This window comes from Streptomyces sp. NPDC097981 (genome assembly GCF_040302565.1).
GTDB lineage: Bacteria > Actinomycetota > Actinomycetes > Streptomycetales > Streptomycetaceae > Streptomyces.
This window is the reverse complement of the sequence record NZ_JBEORW010000014.1, coordinates 1-19,806: the sequence shown is the minus strand read 5'-3', so window position 1 is coordinate 19,806 and position 19,806 is coordinate 1. Positions and strand designations below refer to the sequence as shown.

The window sequence follows — 19,806 nt, the reverse complement described above, 5'->3', positions numbered from 1 at the left end:
CACATGTGATCCATGCCGCAGGGGGCGGGGGCAACCGCGCGGCGTCACGCGGCCCTCTTGGGTGGCGTGATGAGCTTGACGGGGATCCCCCTCTTCGCGACGGCGATCGTCCTCACGGTGATCGCCGTCGTCCTGCCGCTGGCCGTGTGGAGCAAGGTGCGCGGCCCCGCCGTCGCACGCGTGACGGCGCGCGCCTTGATGGTGCTGTTCGCCCAGGTCACCGCCGTTGCGCTGGTGTTCATCGCGGTGAACCGGCAGGAGACCTTCTACAACTCCTGGGGCGATCTGCTCGGCACCGGCAAGTACGTCACGGCCGCCCCCGACCTGGGTCCGGACGGGCTCGGCGGGAAGAAGGCCGCGGAGGTCAAGGCGGAGCCCAAGGTGCTCCAGAACTTCCAGCCGGTCGACGGCCTCGGCGGCCGGGTCAAGAAGACCGAGCTCGACGGCAAGATCTCCGGGGTCAAGGGCGACGTCATGGTGTGGCTCCCGCCGCAGTACGACGACCCGGCGTTCAAGAGCAAGAAGTTCCCGGTGGTCGAGCTGATCCCGGGCATACCCGGAACGGGCAAGTCCTGGTTCCAGGGGCTCAAGGCGCACGAGGTGCTGGAGCCGCTGATGAAGAGCGGCAAGGTGCAGCCGTTCATCCTGGTCTCGCCGCGCGCCATGCTGCTGGGCAGCGGTGACACCGGCTGCGCGAACATCCCCGGCAAGGTCAACGCGGACAGCTGGTTCAGCGTCGACGTCCGCAAGATGGTCACCGACAACTTCCGGGCGTCGGACGAGCCGCGCACCTGGGGCGTGGCCGGGTACTCGGCCGGCGCGTACTGCGCCGCCAAGCTGGCCATCCTCCACCCCGACCGGTACAGCGCGGCCGTCTCCCTGTCCGGCTACAACGACCCGGGCCAGGAGCCCACCTCGCTGGTCGCCCAGGACCCGGAGATGCGGCGCACCCACAACCTGAAGGCCCTGCTCAAGGCCGCGCCCGCGCCGCCGGCGGTCTCGCTGTGGATGTCCGGCGCCGAGCAGGACGGCTACCTGTCCGGCACGGACCTCAAGGCGATCGCGCAGACCCCGACGGCGGTGCACGCGGAGAAGGTGGTCGGCGGCCACAACCTCGATTCGTGGTCGAAGCAGATCCCGCAGACCTTCGGCTGGCTGACCACCCAGGTCAAGGCGCCGTAGGAGCAGTCGGGGGCGGCGAGGGCGGCGAAGGCGCTACGCCGGGCGGGAGGCGCCGGCCCAGGGCATCGAGTCGACCGGGGCCACGCGGACCGTCGAGCCGGGGTGGGGGGCGTGGATCATCTGGCCGTTGCCGATGTACAGGCCGACGTGCGTGACCCCGGAGTAGAAGAACACCAGGTCGCCGGGGGCCAGCTGGTCGCGGGAGACGCGCTGCCCCGCGTTGATCTGGGTGTACGTGGTGCGGGGGAGGGAGACCCCGGCCGAGCGCCAGGCGGCCTGCGTCAGGCCGGAGCAGTCGAACGAGCCCGGTCCCGTCGCGCCCCAGATGTACGGCTTGCCGATCGCCCCGTACGCGAAGGCCACCGCGCGGGCGGCGCGCGAGCCGTCCGAAGGGGCGGGCGGGGCCGCGGCCTGCGGGCCGGCGGGGGCGGCGCCGGCGGACCGGGCCTCGTACGCTGCGCGCTCCTCGGCGGTGAGCTTGGCGAGCAGCTGCTTGGCGGTGGCGAGCTTGCCCAGGGCGGCGGTCTTGTACTCGGCCAGTTCGCCCTCGCGGGCGCGCAGGTCGGCGACCCGGCCGGCGGCCTGGTCCTTCAGCTGCCCGACCTCGTCCAGCCGACGTCGTACCTCGGAGATCTCGGCGGCGTTTCGGTCGCCGGTCCGGGTGAGGAACGAGGCCCGGTCCAGGTACTCCTGCGGGTCCGCGGCCAGCGCCAGCTGCATGGCGGGGCCCAGGCCGCCGCTGCGGTACTGGCCGGCGGCCAGGGAGCCGAGCGCCCGGCGGGCGGTGTTGAGCCGGTCGGTCTTGCGGGCGGTCTCGTCGCGCAGGCCGTCGAGCGCGCGCTGGGCCTCGTCGGCCTTCTCCTTCGCCCCGTTGTACCGCTCGGCCGTCTCCTCGGCCTCCTCGTAGAGCCGGTCCACCTCCGTCTTCACCTGGGAGGGCGTCGGCTGGGGGTCGGCCTGCGAGGTGCCCTCGAAGGCGGTGGCGGTGGCAGCGCCCGCCAGGGCGAGCGTGGCGGCGGTCCGTACGGTGCCGCGGGAGAGCGGGCGCTGCCTGGGCTTTCGGTGACTGGCCACGAGGGCCTCACGTCCTTCCTCGCTCGGGAGCTCGGTGCTTGGAGGAGGACGCTAGACCCGAAGGTAACGGCCGGATGACGAGATGCTCGCAAGTGGCCTGACGTGACCGGATGTGGCGGCTCTGGATCAGTGCCAGAGGACGGCGATGAAGATATTGACCACGGTCAGCCCGCCGACCGCACCGAACAGCGCCTTCTCCACGCGCTCCTCGTCCCGCTTCACGTAGACGAGGGAGAGGATCACGAAGAGGACGGCCAGCTTCACGCCGATCTTGATGTTGTCGACGTGGCCGCCGTCCATCTCGCGGAAGCCGACCAGCAGGACGCCGGTGACGAGCATCGTCAGCGCTCCGTGCAGCATCGCGGGCACGAAGCGGGCGGTGCCGGCACTCATCGCCTTCATCTGGGTCATGAAGCCGCCGAGGAGGGCGGCGATGCCGATGATGTGCAGGCCCACGAAGGCATTGATGAGTACGTCCATGGCGTCGAGCGTACGGGGGCTCCCGGTCAGCCCAGGAAGCGGGTCAGCTCCTCGACGACCACCTCCGGCCGCTCCTCCGGGAGGTAGTGGCCGCTGCCGTCGACGCGGACCACGCGGGTGTCGGTGCCGAGGGCGGGGGCGGCGGCTGTGTTCGTGAACAGCCGGTCCAGCAGGTGGTGGAAGCGGCCGGCGAGCAGCTGCTCCGGGAGGCCCTGAACGCTTCCGGTCGTGTCCGTACGAGATCTGCGTACAGTGGGGGCATGGCTGCCGCTGCTGAGCTGACCCACCCCGCCGCGGAGGACCTCGACCTGGCCGAGGTGCTCGCGGCCCTCGGGCACCCCGTCCGGCTGGAGATCGTCCGCAGGCTCGCCTCCGGCCAGGAGACCTTCTGCGGCGAGGTGGTGCCCGACCTGCCCAGGTCGAGCGTCACGCACCACCTCAAGACGCTCCGCGAGGGCGGAGTGATCTGCCAGCGCCCGCAGGGCCGCAAGCTCTACCTCACGCTGCGCCGGGCCGACCTGGAGCTGCGCTTCCCGGGCCTGCTGGAGCTCGTGCTCGGCTGAGGCCTGTGCCGCTGAGGCTCGTGCCCCCCGCCGGGGTTCGTGCGCGGTCGGAACCCGTGCTCCGCCGGGGTCCGTGGGCGGTCGGAGCCCGTGCTCCGCCGGGGTCCGTGGGCGGGCCGAGGTGAGAGGGGCCACAGGGGCGGGAGCCGCCGATTTTCCGCGGCCGGGACCGGGTGTCGGTCGCGACCCCTAGACTCGGAAGGCGATGAGCAGCCTCTTTGACGACAGTTTCCTGGCGGACCTCACCCCCTCCGACGAGGTCCCTCCGCCGCCCGAGGAGCACGCCGCCCCGGAGCCGGGTGCGGACGACCTCTTCGGGGGCCGGTTCGACCTGCCCGTGAGCGGTGACGCGTACTACCGGGACGGCGCCCCCAAGCCCGTCATCGACCCCGCGGCGCTCCTGGACGGGCTGAACGGGCAGCAGGCCGCGGCCGTGGTGCACGCGGGCTCCCCGCTGCTCATCGTGGCCGGCGCCGGCTCCGGCAAGACCCGGGTGCTGACCCACCGCATCGGCCACCTGCTGGCCGCGCGGAACGTCCACCCCGGCCAGATCCTTGCGATCACCTTCACCAACAAGGCCGCCGGCGAGATGAAGGAGCGCGTCGAGGGCCTGGTCGGCCCGCGCGCGAACGCCATGTGGGTCTCCACCTTCCACAGCGCGTGCGTGCGCATCCTGCGCCGCGAGTCGAAGCGGCTCGGCTTCACCTCGTCCTTCTCGATCTACGACGCGGCCGACTCGAAGCGCCTGATGGCGCTCGTCTGCCGCGACCTGGACCTGGACCCGAAGAAGTTCCCGCCCAAGTCCTTCAACGCCAAGATCTCCAACCTGAAGAACGAGCTCATCGACGAGGACGCGTTCGCCGCCCAGGCGGCCGACGGGTTCGAGAAGACGCTCGCCCAGGCGTACGCGATGTACCAGGGGCGGCTGCGCGAGGCCAACGCACTCGACTTCGACGACATCATCATGACCACCGTCCACCTGCTCCAGGCCTTCCCGGACGTCGCCGAGCACTACCGTCGCCGCTTCCGCCACGTCCTGGTGGACGAGTACCAGGACACCAACCACGCCCAGTACACACTGGTGCGCGAGCTGGTCGGCGAGGGCTACCCGGACCTGCCGCCCGCCGAGCTGTGCGTCGTGGGTGACGCCGACCAGTCGATCTACGCCTTCCGCGGCGCGACCATCCGCAACATCCTCCAGTTCGAAGAGGACTACAAGGACGCGACGACGATCCTGCTGGAGCAGAACTACCGCTCCACCCAGACGATCCTCTCCGCCGCCAACGCGGTCATCGAGCGCAACGAGAACCGTCGCGCCAAGAACCTGTGGACCGACGCCGGCACGGGCGCCGTCATCACCGGCTACGTCGCCGACACCGAGCACGACGAGGCCCGGTTCGTCGCCGACGAGATCGACCGGCTCACCGACGCGGGCGACGCCAAGGCGGGCGACGTCGCGATCTTCTACCGGACGAACGCGCAGTCCCGTGTGTTCGAGGAGATCTTCATCCGGGTCGGCCTGCCCTACAAGGTCGTCGGCGGCGTCCGCTTCTACGAGCGCAAGGAGGTCCGGGACGTCCTCGCGTACCTGCGCGTCCTGGCGAACCCGGAGGACAACGTCCCGCTGCGGCGGATCCTGAACGTGCCCAAGCGCGGCATCGGCGAGCGCGCGGAAGCGATGATCGACGCGCTCGCGATGCGCGAGAAGATCACCTTCCCGCAGGCGCTGCGGCGCGTGGACGAGGCGTTCGGCATGGCCGCGCGCTCGACCAACGCGGTGAAGCGGTTCAACGTGCTGATGGAGGAGCTCCGCACGATCGCCGACTCGGGCGCGGGCCCGGCGGTGGTGCTGGAGGCGGTCCTGGAGCGTACGGGCTACCTCGCCGAGCTCCAGGCCTCGACCGACCCGCAGGACGAGACGCGCATCGAGAACCTCCAGGAACTCGCGGCCGTGGCCCTGGAGTTCGAGCAGGCCCGCGGGGAGGGCGACCCGGGCACGCTCGCCGAATTCCTGGAGCAGGTCGCGCTCGTCGCCGACTCCGACCAGATCCCGGACGAGGACGAGGACGGCTCGGGCGTCATCACGCTGATGACCCTGCACACCGCCAAGGGCCTTGAGTTCCCGGTGGTCTTCCTGACCGGCATGGAGGACGGCGTCTTCCCGCACATGCGGGCGCTGGGCCAGACCAAGGAGCTGGAGGAGGAGCGCCGCCTCGCGTACGTCGGCATCACGCGTGCGCGCGAGCGGCTGTACCTGACCCGCTCCTCGATGCGCAGCGCATGGGGCACCCCCTCGTACAACCCGCCGTCGCGGTTCCTCGAAGAGATCCCGGCGGAGTACCTCCACTGGAAGCGCACGGGCGCCACGCAGAAGCCGGCGGGCCCGATGCGGAGTTCCGGTTCGGGCTCGGGCTACGGGTCGGGGTCCGGGAAGGCCTCCTTCGGCACTTCGCCGGAAGCGTTCCTGTCCTCGTCGCGTACGAGGTCGGGGCCGTCCGGGTTCGCGACGAGCCGGGCCGCGGACAAGCCGGTCATCGCGCTGGCGGTCGGGGACCGGGTCACGCACGACCAGTTCGGGCTGGGCACGGTGATGGAGGTCAGGGGCGCCGGTGCGGATGCACAGGCCACCATCGACTTCGGGGACGACAAGCCGAAGCGCCTGCTGCTGCGCTACGCGCCGGTGCAGAAGCTGTAACGGCTCAGGCGGCTCAGGTCGGGTCCAGGCCGTGGCTGCGGAGCCACGGCAGGGGGTCGATCGCCGCACCGGCGCCGGGCCGGACCTCGAAGTGGAGGTGCGGGCCGGTGGAGTTGCCGGAGTTGCCCGAATACGCGATGACGTCGCCGGCCTTGACCTTGCCGGACCGGAGCTTGGTGCTGCTGAGGTGGCAGTACCAGGTCTCGGTGCCGTCGGGCGAGGTCACTATGGCCATGTTGCCGTAGGCGCTGTTCCACTGGGTGCGCACGGTGCCGTCGGTAGCGGCCATGACCGGGGTGCCGTAGGAGACCGGGAAGTCGATGCCGGTGTGCACGGACATCCACATGCCGCCGGCCTGGCCGAAACTGGCGCTGAGGCCGTGCTGTTCGACCGGGATCGCGAACTTGGGGCGGGCCGCTTCCTTGGCCGCCTCCTCCTCCGCCTTCTTCTTCTTCTCGTCTTCCTGGCGCTGGCGCAGGTCGATGCGCTCCTGCGTGCGGCTCGCGCGGTCCGCGAAGTCGCCCGCGTCGGCGCTGAGCGCCGTCAGCTGGGTGTCGAGCTTGCTGTTCGCCGCGACGGGTTTCACCGAGGCCGGGTCGGGCGCGGCCATCGTGGTGGTGTCCTCGGAGGGCTTTTCCACGCCGGTGAGTCCGCCGACGGAGGCGGCCGCGACACCGGCGACGCCCATCACGCAGGCGGAGGGCACGGCCACGGTCAACAAGGCGGAACGCTTCGCCGGGGTACGGCGCCGGCTGCTGCTGCCGCCGGACGCCGCGGCCGACGCCTTCGTCTTGGCACCGGCGCGGCGCGACGAGCGCGGCACGGGCGTGGCGGCCGGGGTGACCGGCATGGCCTGGGTGGGCATGTCGTACACCGGGGCGGCGGTGAGGTCGGCGTCGGGATCGGGGCCGAGGTCCTGACCGAAGTCCTGGTCGAGGTCGAGGTCCGGCTCGGGGCCTTCGTTGCCGAGGCCTTCGCTGCCGAGGACTTCGAAGACCGCGGTCTCGCTGTAGGCCTCGGCGGCCGGGGCGGCCGACGCCTCGTACGAGTAGGCCGTGTCCTGCTGCTGCGGCGGCTGGTGCTGCTGCTGGTACTCGTACTGGTGGTCGTACGAGAAGGTCTGGGTCTGCTGCTCGTGCTGCGGGACCGTGTTCCAGGCGGTGGCGTCGTAGGCGCCGGTCTCGGTGCCCGTGGTGCCGTAGCCCGGCATCGCCCACTGCCCGGTCTGCTCGTAGCCGAAGGCGGTGGCCTGGTAGTCCGTGCTGCCCGGCTGGCTCCAGGCGCTCGTGTCCCACTGCCCGGTTCCGGTTCCGGTGTCCTCGGGGACGCCGCGCTGGGCGGGGACGGTCGACAGATGGCCGGCGTCCTGCACGTAACCGGCCTGCGCGGACCAGGCGGTGGTGTCGTACGCGCCGGTGTCATACGAGGCGTAAGAGGCGTAGTCGTACCCCTGGCCCTGCGTTTCGTAGGAAACGTATGCCGAGTCACCAGCGAAAGTGGTGTTGGAAAGGCCGTCGTACCCGGAATCGGGGTACAGGCCCGACGAGGGGCGGTCGTTCACCAACTTCTCTTTCGCCTCGGCAGTGGGGGCCTGGGTGGCCAGGGAACTCAAGGTTCCCTGGGGAGAGCAGTGGCGTGACTGTACCCGGCGGTTACTGGCAACGACAATCTTCGAGGGGTTCCGGGCTTTGCGGAACCGGGCATTCGGCCGTCTTTCGGTCGCGGCAAGGCCGAGCCTTGGCCTTGAGTTCGAAATGCGTTCGAGTCCTGGCGGATTGGTGTTCACGCGACGGAAGCGGCGTCTCCCAGGTCTTGGACGGCGGCCGGCGCCGGTCCGTCGAGGGTGCGCCGGACGGCGGCCGCCACGGCGGGATGAGCGAGGAGGGTGAGGTGCCCGATACCGGTGACCTGGACGTTTTCCGCGCGGAGATCCGGATGCTCGATACGGGCCGTCTCGGTCGGGTCCATCAGCTCGTCGAACTCGCTCCAGAACGCCACGCATCGGGTCCGGCAGCCGGGCGCGGGCGCCCGCAGCTCCGCCATCACCGCGGAATCCGGGCGTATCTGCCGCACCAGCGGATGGGCGTCCATGAAGGGTGCGACCCGGCTGCCGGAATGCGGGGTGCCGAGCGTGACCAGCGTGCGGATGCGGGCATCGCCGCCGAGGCGCTGGACGTAGTACCGCCCGACCAGCCCGCCCAGGCTGTGCCCGACGATGTCCACCCGCTCCTGTCCCGTCCGCTCGCACAGCTCCTCGACGCGCCGGGCGAGGTGGCGGGCCGTGACGCGCAGGTCGCGCGTGAAGGGGGAGTAGTTGTACGTCTCCACCTGCCGGCGCCCGCCCGCGGCGAGGGTGCGGCGCAGCAGGACGAAGACGGACCGGTTGTCGCTGAACCCGTGCAGCAGGAGTACGGGCGTCTGGCCGAGGTGTTTCCTGCCGGTTTGGCCCGGCTTCTCCTGTCGTATCCCGGTCGGGTACAGCAGCAGGTGGCCGCCGAAGACCACCGCTTCGAGCACACCGGCCCGCAGCGCGGCCCCGGACACGGGTACGGACACGGGTATGGACAGCCCCATCGACGGCCTCCCCTAAGCCTTTTGGGACTGCGGCCGGCCGCGCCACCGTGCCGTGCGGCTGTCGGTACGGTGGCGCGGCGCCCCCGGTGCGGCTCCCCCCGGCGGTGAATCAACGCCGTCCCACGTGTGATTTCCCCCTCGTGGTTGACCGTGAAACGGGGGTGTGCGCGATGCTGTACTTAACGTTCGTTCACTCGGGAGGCAGTGCGATGGGTGTGACCGGTCCGATCCGTGTGGTGGTGGCCAAGCCGGGTCTCGACGGCCACGACCGCGGGGCCAAGGTGATCGCGCGTGCGCTGCGGGACGCGGGCATGGAGGTCATCTACACGGGCCTCCACCAGACTCCCGAGCAGATCGTGGACACCGCCATCCAGGAGGACGCCGACGCGATCGGCCTCTCGATCCTCTCGGGCGCCCACAACACGCTGTTCGTGCGTGTCCTGGAGCTGCTGAAGGAGCGCGAGGCGGAGGACATCAAGGTCTTCGGCGGCGGCATCATCCCGGAGGACGACATCGCCCCCCTGAAGGAGAAGGGCGTGGCCGAGATCTTCACCCCGGGTGCGACCACGACGTCGATCGTGGACTGGGTCCGCGCCCACGTCCGCGCCGCGTAGCCGCCGGGGCCGCCGCTGCCCGGGGATCCGGCCCGCGCAGCGGCAACCCCTCGGGACGCCCGGTCGGGCCGGGCCGGGCCGGGCCGGGTCCGGTCAAGGCGTCGGGGCCAGCTCCGAGAGCATCGCGGCGCGCAGCCGCAAGGTGGCGGCCAGGCGCTGGAAGGCCTCGGACCAGTACGCCGCCGCGCCCGGAGACGCGTCCGGCGGGCCGTCCGACGCCGCCGTCAGGGACTCCAGATGGCCGGCCTCCGAGGGATCCAGGCAGCGCTCCGCCAGCCCCATCACTCCGCTGAAGCTCCACGGGTAGCTGCCCGCTTCCCGCGCGGCGTCCAGTGCGTCCACCACCGCCCGCCCCAGTGTCCCCGCCCACGGCACCACGCACACGCCGAGCAGCTGGAAGGCCTCCGAGAGGCCGTGGGCCCGTATGAACTCCGCGACCCACTCCGCCCGTTCCCCGTCCGGCAGGATCGACAGCAGCTTCGCCCGCTCCGCGAGCGACGCCGTGCCCGGGGCCGTCGCGGGCGGCGCCGAAGCCGAGCCCAGCAGGGCCTTCGACCACTGCGGATCGTGCTGGCGCACCGCCGCCCGGCACCACGCGGCGTGCAGCTCCTCCCGCCAGCTCTCGCCCCCGGCCACCGGCAGCGCCACGATCTCCGCCGGCCCGAGCCCCGCGAACCGCTCCCGCCAGCAGGACAGCGGCGCGGCCTCCACCAGCTGGCCCAGCCACCAGGCCCGTTCCCCCCGCCCGTCCGGCGGCCGTTTGACCACCCCGTCGCGGAGCATCCCCGCATCGCACTCGGCCGGCGGGGTCACCCCCTCCGGTCCCACACAGGCCAGCGCCCGCTGCGCCATCCGCCCGGCCAGCGCGGACTCCGGCAGTGCGGACAGCAGTTCGGCGGCCGTCGCCCGGACGTTGCGGCTCCGGTCGCCCAGGGCCGCCTCCAGGAACGGCTCGTCCGCCTCCGCCAGCCCCACCCGCAGCGAGTCGAGGAACATCAGCCGGTCCTCGGCCCGTTCCGTGGCCCAGGTCGAGGACAGCAGCCGCGTCGCCGCCGCCGCCTCGTGTGCCCGTACGGCCCCAAGCAGGGCCACGCGCTCCGCGAACAGCCCCTCCTGCCACAGCCGTTCCACCCCGGCCCCGTCCTCCGGGTGGGGCAGTTCCCCGGCGCCCGCCGCCCCGCCGCGCAGGGCGAACCGCCAGTCCGGATTCAGCCGGGCCAGCCACAGCCCCCGCGCCCCGGCGAGGGCCAGCGCCTGGGGGCGCAGGTCCGTACGGGCCCGGGCGGCGTCCAGCAGCGCCGGCACGAGCGCGGCCGGCGCCCGGTAGCCGTGCCGCGCGGCGGCGGCCAGCCACTGCGGCAGCAGCTCCGTCAGATCCGGGGCGGCCCCGCGCCGCCCGCCGCCGCTGCCCGCGCCCGTCCGTCCGGCCAGCAGCTGTGCGAGCCGCCGCCCGGCCGGCTCCGGCGGCACCGGGCGCGGATCCCGCGGCGCGGCCTCCGGCCGCGGACCCGCCTCGCCGGGCCGGAGCCCGGCCCGGCGCCGTACGGTCTGCACGGCGGCCGCGTCGAGCAGCGCCGCCGGGCTGCCCTGGCGCCGCCCGGTGCCCAGCAGCGCGGCACCGACCAACTCCTCCCACTCCCCGTATCCCGTGTCCGCAGTCATGCCCTTGGCCATGGCCGTCGCGGCCACCGGCGTCGTCGCCGTCGCGGTCACCGCGTCCCTCCCTCTCGTCATCCGTGCTCCGGTCCCGCCCCCTCCGCGGGACCGGAGCGGCTTTCGGTCCCCCCGTCGGCCGGCCTTTCAGCTTGCGTGGTTGTCGTTCACAAAAGCCCCCCGGCTTCGTCGTCCGTGCACGCCGGCGCCCCCGCGCCGCCGTTCCCTCCCCTGTGGGGCCGTCCGGCCCCGTCACCCCAGCGCGACCGGTTCCGGGCAGCCCGGCTGCCAGGCCGTCAACGGAGTGAATCCGCGGTGTCCGCATTCGCCGAACACCGTGACCGGCCCGCCGCCCGAGAGCGCGACCAGCTGCCACAGCCCGGACCGCGACCCCCCGCCGGCCAGTGCGACCGGCAGCGCGCAGGTGCCCTCCGCGTCCGCCAGTTGCCAGCCCAGTTCCCCTGGTATGGGGATCACCGGGCCCAGCACCACCGGCCAGGAGTCCAGCCACGGGTCCTCCCGCAGTGCCGCTCCGTACGCCTCCAGTGCCGCACCCGTACTGACCCCGGCCGGGACCCGATCGCCCGGCGCGACCACCGCGGACCCCTCCCCGAGATCCGCCCGCAGCCCCGCCGAACCGGGCCGGAAGCGAGCCTCCGCCTCCAGCGCCAGCCCCACCGGCAGTGCCAGCCCCGGAGGCCGCCCGGGCGGACCGAAGTCCAGCACCAGGGCCGGGCGTCCGCTCCCCAGCCCGCGCAGCCATGTCCGCCGGGTGGTGAGCCGGCCGTCCGGTGACACCGAGTCGTACTGGGCCAGCACCAGCCAGCGGTCCCGTACGACCTCCCCCTCCGCGGCGGTACCCGGCAGCCCCACCCTGCTCCGGACCGTCGCGGCGAGCGGCTCCGGCAGGCCCGCCAATCCGAGCCAGCCCCGGTTCAGCAGGTGCAGCAGCGCGCCCTCCTCCAGCATCCGGGCGGGCCATCCCGGACCGCAACCGGGTATCGTCCCCAGCTCCCGCACCCGCGCCGCGAGTCCCGGCGCCTGGGCGTCGACCATCCGCGCCGCGGTCTCCTCCCAGGGCGCGTACCCGGCCTGCTGCTGACCGGCCAGACCCCCGCGCAGCACGTCCTCAAGCCGTTGCTCCAGCTCGGTGACGCCCGCGCCGATCCGGACCGCCCTCCGTTCGGCCCGGCGCTTCGCCGCCTCCTCGTCCACCGGTCTGCCCGGCGCGGCAGCCGCCCGCGCGGTCTTCGCCGCCCGCTCCGCCTGCCATGCTGAGGCCCAGTCCGGAGCCTCGCCGGACTCGCCGAACCCCTCCGCCGCCCGGAGCAGCAGCAGCCCGAGCGCGTGCTTGCACGGGAACTTCCGGCTGGGGCAGGAGCACTTGTACGCGGGGCCCGTCAGGTCCACGACCGTCCGGTACGGCGTACTGCCGCTGCCCTTGCACATCCCCCACACCAAACCGGAAGCGGAATCTCCGGTCTGTGACCACGGCCCCGCCCCGCCCAGCTTGGCACCCGCCTTGCGTGAAGCGTCGTCAGGAGCCAGAGCCAGTACCTGTTCCGCCGTCCAGCGGACCCCCTGCTCAGTCATGTGTTCCACCGTAGGGACCCCCACTGACAATCGCTCTGACCTGCAACGACTGTGCAGGGAAGGGGCGTTGTCAGTGGCGTGGTGCACCGTTGTTCCAGCAGTCGGGAACGGCTGCCGAGCATTGGAGGGGGACCATGACCATGCCCGAGAACGGCAAGGGCGCCGAGGCGCTGCGGCCGCACGCCGAGGACGCCTTCGCGGACGAACTGAAAGCCCTGGCCGCCGCCGACGACCGGCCCCGCCCAACGCGTTGGAAGCTCTCCCCGTGGGCCGTCGCGACGTACCTCCTGGGCGGCAGTCTCGACGACGGCACCGTCATCACGCCCAAGTACGTCGGCCCGCGCCGCATCGTCGAGGTCGCCGTCAGCACCCTCGCCACCGACCGGGCCCTGCTCCTGCTCGGCGTCCCGGGCACCGCCAAGACCTGGGTGTCCGAACACCTGGCCGCCGCCGTCAGCGGAGACTCCACCCTGCTCGTCCAGGGCACCGCCGGCACCCCCGAGGAGGCGATCCGGTACGGCTGGAACTACGCCCGCCTCCTCTCCGACGGGCCCAGCCGCGAAGCCCTCGTGCCGAGCCCCGTCATGCGGGCCATGGCCGAGGGGGCGACCGCCCGCGTCGAGGAGCTCACCCGCATCCCGGCCGACGTCCAGGACACCCTCATCACCGTCCTGTCCGAGAAGACGCTCCCCATACCGGAGCTCGGCCAGGAGGTGCAGGCCGTGCGCGGCTTCAACCTCATCGCCACCGCCAACGACCGCGACCGCGGGGTCAACGAGCTCTCCAGCGCGCTGCGCCGCCGATTCAACACCGTCGTCCTGCCGCTGCCCGCCACCGCCGATGCCGAGGTCGACATCGTCGCCCGCCGCGTCGACCAGATGGGCCGCGCCCTCGACCTGCCGGCTGTGCCCGAAGGCCTGGAGGAGATCCGCCGCGTCGTCACCGTCTTCCGCGAACTGCGCGACGGGATCACCGGCGACGGCCGTACGAAGGTGAAGTCGCCGAGCGGCACACTGTCCACCGCCGAGGCCATCTCCGTCGTCACGGGCGGCCTCGCGCTCGCGGCCCACTTCGGCGACGGCGTCCTGCGCCCGTCCGACGTGGCCGCCGGGATCCTCGGCGCCGTCGTCCGGGACCCGGCAGCCGACCGGATCGTCTGGCAGGAGTACCTCGAAGCCGTGGTGCGCGAGCGGGACGGCTGGAAGGACTTCTACCGCGCCTGCCGGGAGGTGACGGCATGAGCGGACCGGCCGCCGGGCGGCGGGGGCCGCTGCTGCTCGGCGTACGGCACCACGGGCCGGGCTCCGCCCGCGCGGTGCGGGCCGCCCTCGACGCGGCCCGGCCGGCGGCCGTGCTGATCGAGGGCCCGCCGGAGGGGGACGCGCTGCTTCCGCTGGCCGCCGACCCCGGGATGCGGCCGCCCGTCGCCCTCCTCGCGCACGCCGCCGAAGATCCGGGCAGGGCCGCGTTCTGGCCGCTCGCCGCGTTCTCGCCGGAGTGGGTCGCCATCCGCTGGGCGCAGGAGCAGCAAGTACCGGTCCCGGTGCGGTTCATCGACCTCCCGGCCGCGCACACGCTGGCCGCGGGGACCGATCCGGACGACGCCGGCTCCGTACGGCCGGACCCTCTCGCGGTGCTGGCCGAGACCGCCGGGTACGACGACCCCGAGCGCTGGTGGGAGGACGTGGTCGAGCACCGCGGCGGCGTACGGGAGGAGACGGACCCCCTTGCCGTGTTCGAGGCGCTCGGGGAGGCCATGGGGGCCCTGCGCGAGGCGCAGGGGGACGGCGGCCAGGCCCGGGACCTGGTGCGCGAGGCGTACATGCGGCAGCGGATGCGGGCCGCCCGCCGGGAGTTCGGCGACGCGTACGCCGTGGTGTGCGGGGCCTGGCACGTGCCGGCGCTGCGCGCGAGGACCACGGCCGCCGCGGACAAAGCGCTGCTGACCGGCCTGCCCAAGACCAAGGTGGAGACCACCTGGGTCCCCTGGACCCACCGAAGGCTCGCCCGGGCCGGCGGGTACGGCGCGGGCATCGCCTCGCCCGGCTGGTACGCACACCTCTTCGCGTCCCCGGACCGGCCGGTGGAGCGGTGGCTGACCAAGGTCGCCGGACTGCTGCGGGAGGAGGACCGGCAGGTCTCCTCGGCGCACGTCATCGAGACCGTCCGGCTGGCCGCGACACTGGCCGCGGTGCGCGGGCGGCCGGTGGCCGGGCTGGCGGAGACCCTCGAAGCGGTGCGGGCCGTGATGTGCGACGGCTCCGGCATACCGCTCGCGCTCGTCGAGGACCGCCTCGTCGTCGGCGATGTGCTCGGCGAGGTCCCCGACGGAGCCCCCGTCGTACCCCTCCAGCGGGACCTGACCCGGCAGCAGCGCAGGCTGCGGCTCAAGCCCGAGGCCCAGGACCGCGAGCTGGAGCTCGACCTGCGCAAGGACACCGACGCGGCCAGGTCGCTGCTGCTGCACCGGCTGCGGCTGCTCGGCATCGACTGGGGCGCACCGACCGCCTCGCGCGGGAGCACCGGCACGTTCCGCGAGACGTGGCGGCTGCGCTGGGAGCCGGAGCTGTCGGTGCGGGTCGCCGAGGCCGGGATCTGGGGCACCACCGTGCAGGCGGCCGCCACCGCCAAGGCCGAGGCGGACGCGGCCGGCGCGCGGGAGCTCGGCGAGGTGACGGCGCTCGCGGAGCGGTGCCTGCTGGCCGGGCTGTCCGAGGCACTGCCCGCCGTACTGCGGGCCCTCGCCGACCGGGCCGCACTGGACACCGACGTGGCCCGGCTCGCCAAGGCGCTGCCGGCGCTGGCCCGTTCACTGCGGTACGGAGACGTACGGGGGACCGACGCGGCGGCGCTGGGCACGGTCGCGGGCGGGCTCGCCGAGCGGATATGCGTGGCGCTGCCGCCCGCCTGCGCGACCGGCCTGGACGCCGACGCGGCGGCCGGGCTGCGGGGCCATGTGGACGGGGTGCACGCCGCGATCGGGCTCCTCGGCCAGGACGGCCTGTGGGAGCGCTGGACGGTGGTGCTGCGGGTGCTGGCCGGCCGGGACACGGTGCCCGGGGTGATCCGCGGCCGGGCGGCCCGGCTGCTCCTGGACGACGGGCGGCTGGCGGCGGGGGAGACGGCACGCCTGATGGGGCTCGCGCTGTCCCCGGCGGCCGCCCCGGCGGACGCGGCGGGCTGGATCGAGGGCTTCGCGGGCGGCGGCTCGGGCGGCGGCACGCTGCTGGTGCACGACGACCGGCTGCTGGGCCTGATCGATGCCTGGCTCGTCTCGGTGCCGGAGGGTGCGTTCATCGACGTACTGCCGCTGCTGCGGCGGACGTTCGGCGCGTATGAGCCGGGGGTCAAGCGGAGTCTGGGCGAGCTGGTCCGCCGCGGGCAGTCGGCGAGGCCGGCACCGGGCGCAGCCCCGGAGGGCTTCGCCCCCACGCTGGACCCCGCCCGCGCGGACGCGGTCCTCCCGGTCCTCGCGCTCCTCCTGTCCACACCACCGAGCTGACCCGGGGCGGCCCGGCCCCTGGAGCTCCGCCCCGGACTCCGGCTCTGGCCCGGGCGGGGGTTTTGCCGGTGCAGGGGAGGGCTCCGCGCAGCGGATACACGGCATGGGCGGGTACGGGGGTCCCGCCCGGCCCCAGACGGATACACGCACACGGCGACGGCAGGGCCGCAGCCACGACGAAGCAGGGGGACGGACACATGACCGGCACGGGAATCCCGCAGACGCCGGGAGCCACCGCCGCGGCGGGCGCGACCGGCGAGGGCGCCGCAGCGGCGCGGCTGCGGCGCTGGCGGATGGTGCTCGGCGGCGACGGCGACGGGACCGGGTACGTGCCGGACGGCCGGGACGCCGGGATGGACGCCGCGCTCGGCGCGCTCTACGGGAGCGGCGGGGCCGGGAAGCGCGGATCCGCGGAGCGGAGCGGCGGGCTCGGCGGCTCCGCTCCGAACGTGGCCCGCTGGCTCGGCGACATCCGTACGTACTTCCCCTCCTCCGTCGTCCAGGTCATGCAGCGGGACGCCATCGAGCGGCTCGGCCTGTCCTCCCTGCTCCTGGAGCCCGAGATGCTGGAGGCCGTCGAGCCCGACGTCCACCTGGTCGGCACCCTCCTCTCCCTCAACAAGGCCATGCCGGAGACGACCCGGGAGACGGCCCGCGCCGTCGTCCGCAAGGTGGTCGGGCAACTGGAGCAGCGGCTCGCGTCCCGCACCCGGGCCACCCTCGCCGGCGCCCTCGACCGCTCCGCCCGCACCGGCCGCCCCCGGCACGCGGACATCGACTGGGACCGGACCATCCGGGCGAATCTGAAGAACTACCTGCCCGAGTACCGGACCGTGGTCCCCGAACGGCTCATCGGATACGGCCGGGCGGCGCAGTCGGTCAAGAAGGAGGTGGTCCTCTGCATCGACCAGTCCGGATCGATGGCGGCCTCCGTCGTCTACGCCTCCGTCTTCGGCGCGGTGCTCGCCTCGATGCGTTCGATCGCGACCCGGCTCGTCGTGTTCGACACCGCCGTCGTGGACCTGACGGATCAGCTCGACGATCCGGTCGACGTCCTGTTCGGCACACAACTCGGCGGCGGCACCGACATCAACCGCGCCCTCGCCTACTGCCAGTCGAAAATCACCCGCCCTGCCGACACCGTCGTGGTCCTGATCAGTGATCTCTACGAGGGCGGCATACGCAACGAGATGCTGGGCCGGGTCGCGGCTATGAAGGCGTCCGGCGTCGAGTTCGTGACCCTGCTCGCCCTGTCCGACGAGGGTGCTCCCGCCTACGACCGCGAGCACGCCGCGGCCCTCGCCGCCCTGGGCGCCCCGGCCTTCGCCTGCACCCCCGACCTGTTTCCGGAGGTGATGGCCGCGGCCCTGGAGAAGCGCCCCCTGCCCGTCCCCTGATCGGCCTGCGATCGCGTCCGCCGCACCTGGCGGATCACACGAAGTTCCAGTTCAACCGTGAGGCGATCTGTGACAGGTATCACCGCTCAGGTGTGATCTGCGATTTAGGGACCCACGTCCCACGGGGATAACCTGCGGGACGGACATGCCGCGTCCACGGTCACCGTGTGCGCCTCCCTAGTGACAGCGCCGTCACGTTGCCCTCCGCGGCACGCCCACGCAGACAACCGCGAATCACTGCGAATCTTTGAAGACAAGGGACGGACGCGCGTGGACCTGTTCGAGTACCAGGCGAGGGACCTCTTCGCCAAGCACGGTGTACCGGTGCTGGCCGGTGAAGTCATCGACACGCCTGAGGCGGCTCGCGAGGCCACCGAGCGGCTGGGCGGCAAGTCGGTCGTCAAGGCGCAGGTGAAGGTCGGCGGCCGCGGCAAGGCAGGCGGCGTCAAGCTCGCCGCCACCCCGGACGAGGCCGTCGCCCGCGCGACGGACATCCTGGGCATGGACATCAAGGGCCACACGGTCCACAAGGTGATGATCGCCGAGACTGCTCCCGAGATCCTTGAGGAGTACTACGTCTCGTACCTGCTGGACCGTACCAACCGCACCTTCCTGGCCATGGCCTCGGTCGCGGGCGGCATGGACATCGAGCAGGTCGCCGAGGAGACCCCCGAGAAGCTCGCCAAGGTCCCGGTGAACGCCAACGAGGGCGTGACCATCGAGAAGGCCCGCGAGATCGTCGCCCTGGCGCAGTTCCCGGCCGAGGTCGCGGAGAAGGTCGCCGAGGTCCTCGTGACCCTGTGGGCCACCTTCATCGCCGAGGACGCGCTCCTCGTCGAGGTCAACCCGCTCGCGAAGGTCGCCTCCGGCGAGGTCATCGCCCTCGACGGCAAGGTCTCGCTCGACGAGAACGCCGAGTTCCGCCAGCCGGGCCACGAGGAGTTCGTGGACCACGCGGCCGCGAACCCGCTTGAGGCCGCCGCCAAGGCGAAGAACCTCAACTACGTGAAGCTCGACGGCGAGGTCGGCATCATCGGCAACGGCGCGGGTCTCGTCATGAGCACCCTCGACGTGGTCGCGTACGCCGGTGAGAACCACGGCGGCGTCAAGCCCGCCAACTTCCTGGACATCGGCGGTGGCGCCTCCGCCGCCGTCATGGCCAACGGTCTCGAGATCATCCTCGGCGACCCGGACGTCAAGTCCGTCTTCGTCAACGTCTTCGGTGGCATCACCGCCTGCGACGAGGTCGCCAACGGCATCGTCCAGGCGCTTCAGCTGCTGAAGGACAAGGGCGAAGAGGTCACCAAGCCCCTCGTCGTCCGTCTCGACGGCAACAACGCCGAGCTGGGTCGCAAGATCCTCTCGGACGCCAACCACCCGCTGGTGCAGCGCGTGGACACCATGGACGGTGCGGCCGACAAGGCCGCCGAGCTCGCGGCTGCGAAGTAAGGGCAGAGGTCACAGACTCACATGGCTATCTTCCTCAACAAGGACAGCAAGGTCATCGTCCAGGGCATGACCGGTGCCACGGGCATGAAGCACACCAAGCTGATGCTGGCTGACGGCACCAACATCGTCGGCGGCGTGAACCCGCGCAAGGCCGGCACCAGCGTCGACTTCGACGGCACCGAGGTCCCGGTCTTCGGCTCGGTCGCCGAGGCGATGGAGAAGACGGGCGCCAACGTCTCCGTCCTCTTCGTCCCGCCGGCCTTCGCCAAGGCCGCCGTCGTCGAGGCCATCGACGCCGAGATCCCGCTGGCCGTCGTCATCACCGAGGGCATCGCGGTGCACGACTCCGCCGCCTTCTGGGCGTACGCGACCGCCAAGGGCAACAAGACCCGCATCATCGGCCCGAACTGCCCGGGTCTGATCACCCCCGGCCAGTCCAACGCCGGCATCATCCCGGGCGACATCACCAAGCCCGGCAAGATCGGTCTCGTGTCCAAGTCCGGCACGCTGACCTACCAGATGATGTACGAGCTCCGCGACATCGGCTTCACCTCGGCCGTCGGCATCGGTGGCGACCCGGTCATCGGCACCACGCACATCGACGCCCTGGAGGCCTTCGAGGCCGACCCGGAGACCGAGCTCATCGTCATGATCGGCGAGATCGGCGGCGACGCCGAGGAGCGTGCGGCGGACTTCATCGCGAAGAACGTCACCAAGCCGGTCGTCGGTTACGTCGCGGGCTTCACCGCCCCCGAGGGCAAGACCATGGGCCACGCCGGCGCCATCGTCTCCGGCTCCTCCGGCACCGCGCAGGCCAAGAAGGAGGCCCTGGAGGCCGCCGGCGTCAAGGTCGGCAAGACGCCGACCGAGACGGCCAAGCTCGCGCGCGAGATCCTGAACGCCGCGCAGTAACGATTGCCGCTGTACGTGTCGTACGGGCGTGCCCAGCCGGTGACCCGGTGGTTCTTGAGCTTCTCCGCGATCTTCGCGATGTCCTCAGACGCCTTCTGGAGGCGGTCGGCACGGTCCT

16 protein-coding genes are annotated in these 19,806 nt (G+C 72.6%); 9 read left to right on the top strand and 7 right to left on the bottom strand.

Annotated elements, in window-relative coordinates:
• Window positions 1-69: 69 nt before the first annotated feature.
• Window positions 70-1,182, top strand: coding sequence for an alpha/beta hydrolase (locus ABTY04_RS15880; protein ID WP_352213965.1), 1,113 nt, complete (start codon window positions 70-72; stop codon window positions 1,180-1,182).
• A gap of 33 nt (window positions 1,183-1,215) precedes the next feature.
• Here ABTY04_RS15880 and ABTY04_RS15875 read toward each other — a convergent pair whose 3' ends face one another.
• From ABTY04_RS15875 to ABTY04_RS15865, 3 genes are all read right to left on the bottom strand, one after another.
• Window positions 1,216-2,256: a C40 family peptidase gene (locus tag ABTY04_RS15875; RefSeq protein ID WP_352213964.1), complete on the bottom strand. Its 1,041-nt coding sequence runs from the start codon at window positions 2,254-2,256 to the stop codon at window positions 1,216-1,218.
• A gap of 126 nt (window positions 2,257-2,382) precedes the next feature.
• The gene (locus ABTY04_RS15870) at window positions 2,383-2,736 is read right to left on the bottom strand and encodes a hypothetical protein (RefSeq protein ID WP_352213963.1); all 354 of its coding nucleotides are present in this window, start codon (window positions 2,734-2,736) and stop codon (window positions 2,383-2,385) included.
• A gap of 26 nt (window positions 2,737-2,762) precedes the next feature.
• Window positions 2,763-3,023 (bottom strand): hypothetical protein, encoded by a 261-nt coding sequence (locus tag ABTY04_RS15865; protein ID WP_352213962.1) that lies wholly within the window; start codon window positions 3,021-3,023, stop codon window positions 2,763-2,765.
• Between ABTY04_RS15865 and ABTY04_RS15860 the strand changes: the two genes are divergently transcribed.
• Together ABTY04_RS15860 and pcrA are read left to right on the top strand one after the other, a co-directional pair.
• A complete protein-coding gene (locus ABTY04_RS15860) occupies window positions 2,997-3,299 on the top strand; it encodes an ArsR/SmtB family transcription factor (RefSeq protein ID WP_352213961.1) in 303 nt (100 codons plus the stop codon). The genes ABTY04_RS15865 and ABTY04_RS15860 overlap by 27 nt on opposite strands.
• A 205-nt stretch (window positions 3,300-3,504) precedes the next feature.
• Window positions 3,505-5,994 carry a DNA helicase PcrA gene (gene pcrA / locus ABTY04_RS15855; RefSeq protein ID WP_352213960.1) on the top strand — a complete coding sequence of 830 codons (2,490 nt, stop codon included), beginning with the start codon at window positions 3,505-3,507 and terminating at the stop codon, window positions 5,992-5,994.
• A 13-nt stretch (window positions 5,995-6,007) separates the two neighbouring features.
• On the opposite strand, the gene ABTY04_RS15850 is transcribed toward pcrA, so the two are convergent.
• Complete coding sequence (locus ABTY04_RS15850) at window positions 6,008-7,555, bottom strand: M23 family metallopeptidase (protein ID WP_352213959.1); 1,548 nt, start codon at window positions 7,553-7,555, stop codon at window positions 6,008-6,010.
• Between the two features lie 221 nt (window positions 7,556-7,776).
• The gene (locus ABTY04_RS15845; RefSeq protein ID WP_352213958.1) at window positions 7,777-8,568 is read right to left on the bottom strand and encodes an esterase/lipase family protein; all 792 of its coding nucleotides are present in this window, start codon (window positions 8,566-8,568) and stop codon (window positions 7,777-7,779) included.
• A 209-nt stretch (window positions 8,569-8,777) separates the two neighbouring features.
• Between ABTY04_RS15845 and icmB the strand changes: the two genes are divergently transcribed.
• Window positions 8,778-9,182 (top strand): coenzyme B12-dependent isobutyryl CoA mutase small subunit, encoded by a 405-nt coding sequence (gene icmB, locus ABTY04_RS15840; protein ID WP_352213957.1) that lies wholly within the window; start codon window positions 8,778-8,780, stop codon window positions 9,180-9,182.
• Between the two features lie 93 nt (window positions 9,183-9,275).
• On the opposite strand, the gene ABTY04_RS15835 is transcribed toward icmB, so the two are convergent.
• Complete coding sequence (locus ABTY04_RS15835) at window positions 9,276-10,916, bottom strand: DUF5691 domain-containing protein (RefSeq protein ID WP_502996649.1); 1,641 nt, start codon at window positions 10,914-10,916, stop codon at window positions 9,276-9,278.
• A gap of 171 nt (window positions 10,917-11,087) precedes the next feature.
• The gene (locus ABTY04_RS15830; RefSeq protein WP_352213956.1) at window positions 11,088-12,428 is read right to left on the bottom strand and encodes an SWIM zinc finger family protein; all 1,341 of its coding nucleotides are present in this window, start codon (window positions 12,426-12,428) and stop codon (window positions 11,088-11,090) included.
• A 134-nt stretch (window positions 12,429-12,562) separates the two neighbouring features.
• Here ABTY04_RS15830 and ABTY04_RS15825 point away from each other — a divergent pair, with 134 nt between their 5' ends.
• The 5 genes from ABTY04_RS15825 (at window position 12,563) to sucD (ending at window position 19,688) form a co-directional block, all read left to right on the top strand.
• The gene (locus ABTY04_RS15825) at window positions 12,563-13,669 is read left to right on the top strand and encodes an ATP-binding protein (RefSeq protein ID WP_352213955.1); all 1,107 of its coding nucleotides are present in this window, start codon (window positions 12,563-12,565) and stop codon (window positions 13,667-13,669) included.
• Complete coding sequence (locus ABTY04_RS15820) at window positions 13,666-15,930, top strand: DUF5682 family protein (protein ID WP_352213954.1); 2,265 nt, start codon at window positions 13,666-13,668, stop codon at window positions 15,928-15,930. Before ABTY04_RS15825 ends, ABTY04_RS15820 begins: the two co-directional genes overlap by 4 nt.
• 197 nt (window positions 15,931-16,127) lie before the next feature.
• Complete coding sequence (locus ABTY04_RS15815) at window positions 16,128-17,327, top strand: VWA domain-containing protein (RefSeq protein WP_502996648.1); 1,200 nt, start codon at window positions 16,128-16,130, stop codon at window positions 17,325-17,327.
• Window positions 17,328-17,597: 270 nt separating this feature from the next.
• On the top strand, window positions 17,598-18,776 hold the full coding sequence (gene sucC / locus ABTY04_RS15810; RefSeq protein ID WP_352213952.1) for an ADP-forming succinate--CoA ligase subunit beta: 1,179 nt from the start codon (window positions 17,598-17,600) through the stop codon (window positions 18,774-18,776).
• Between the two features lie 21 nt (window positions 18,777-18,797).
• Window positions 18,798-19,688 carry a succinate--CoA ligase subunit alpha gene (sucD, locus tag ABTY04_RS15805; RefSeq protein WP_054227728.1) on the top strand — a complete coding sequence of 297 codons (891 nt, stop codon included), beginning with the start codon at window positions 18,798-18,800 and terminating at the stop codon, window positions 19,686-19,688.
• Window positions 19,689-19,806: the final 118 nt, after the last annotated feature.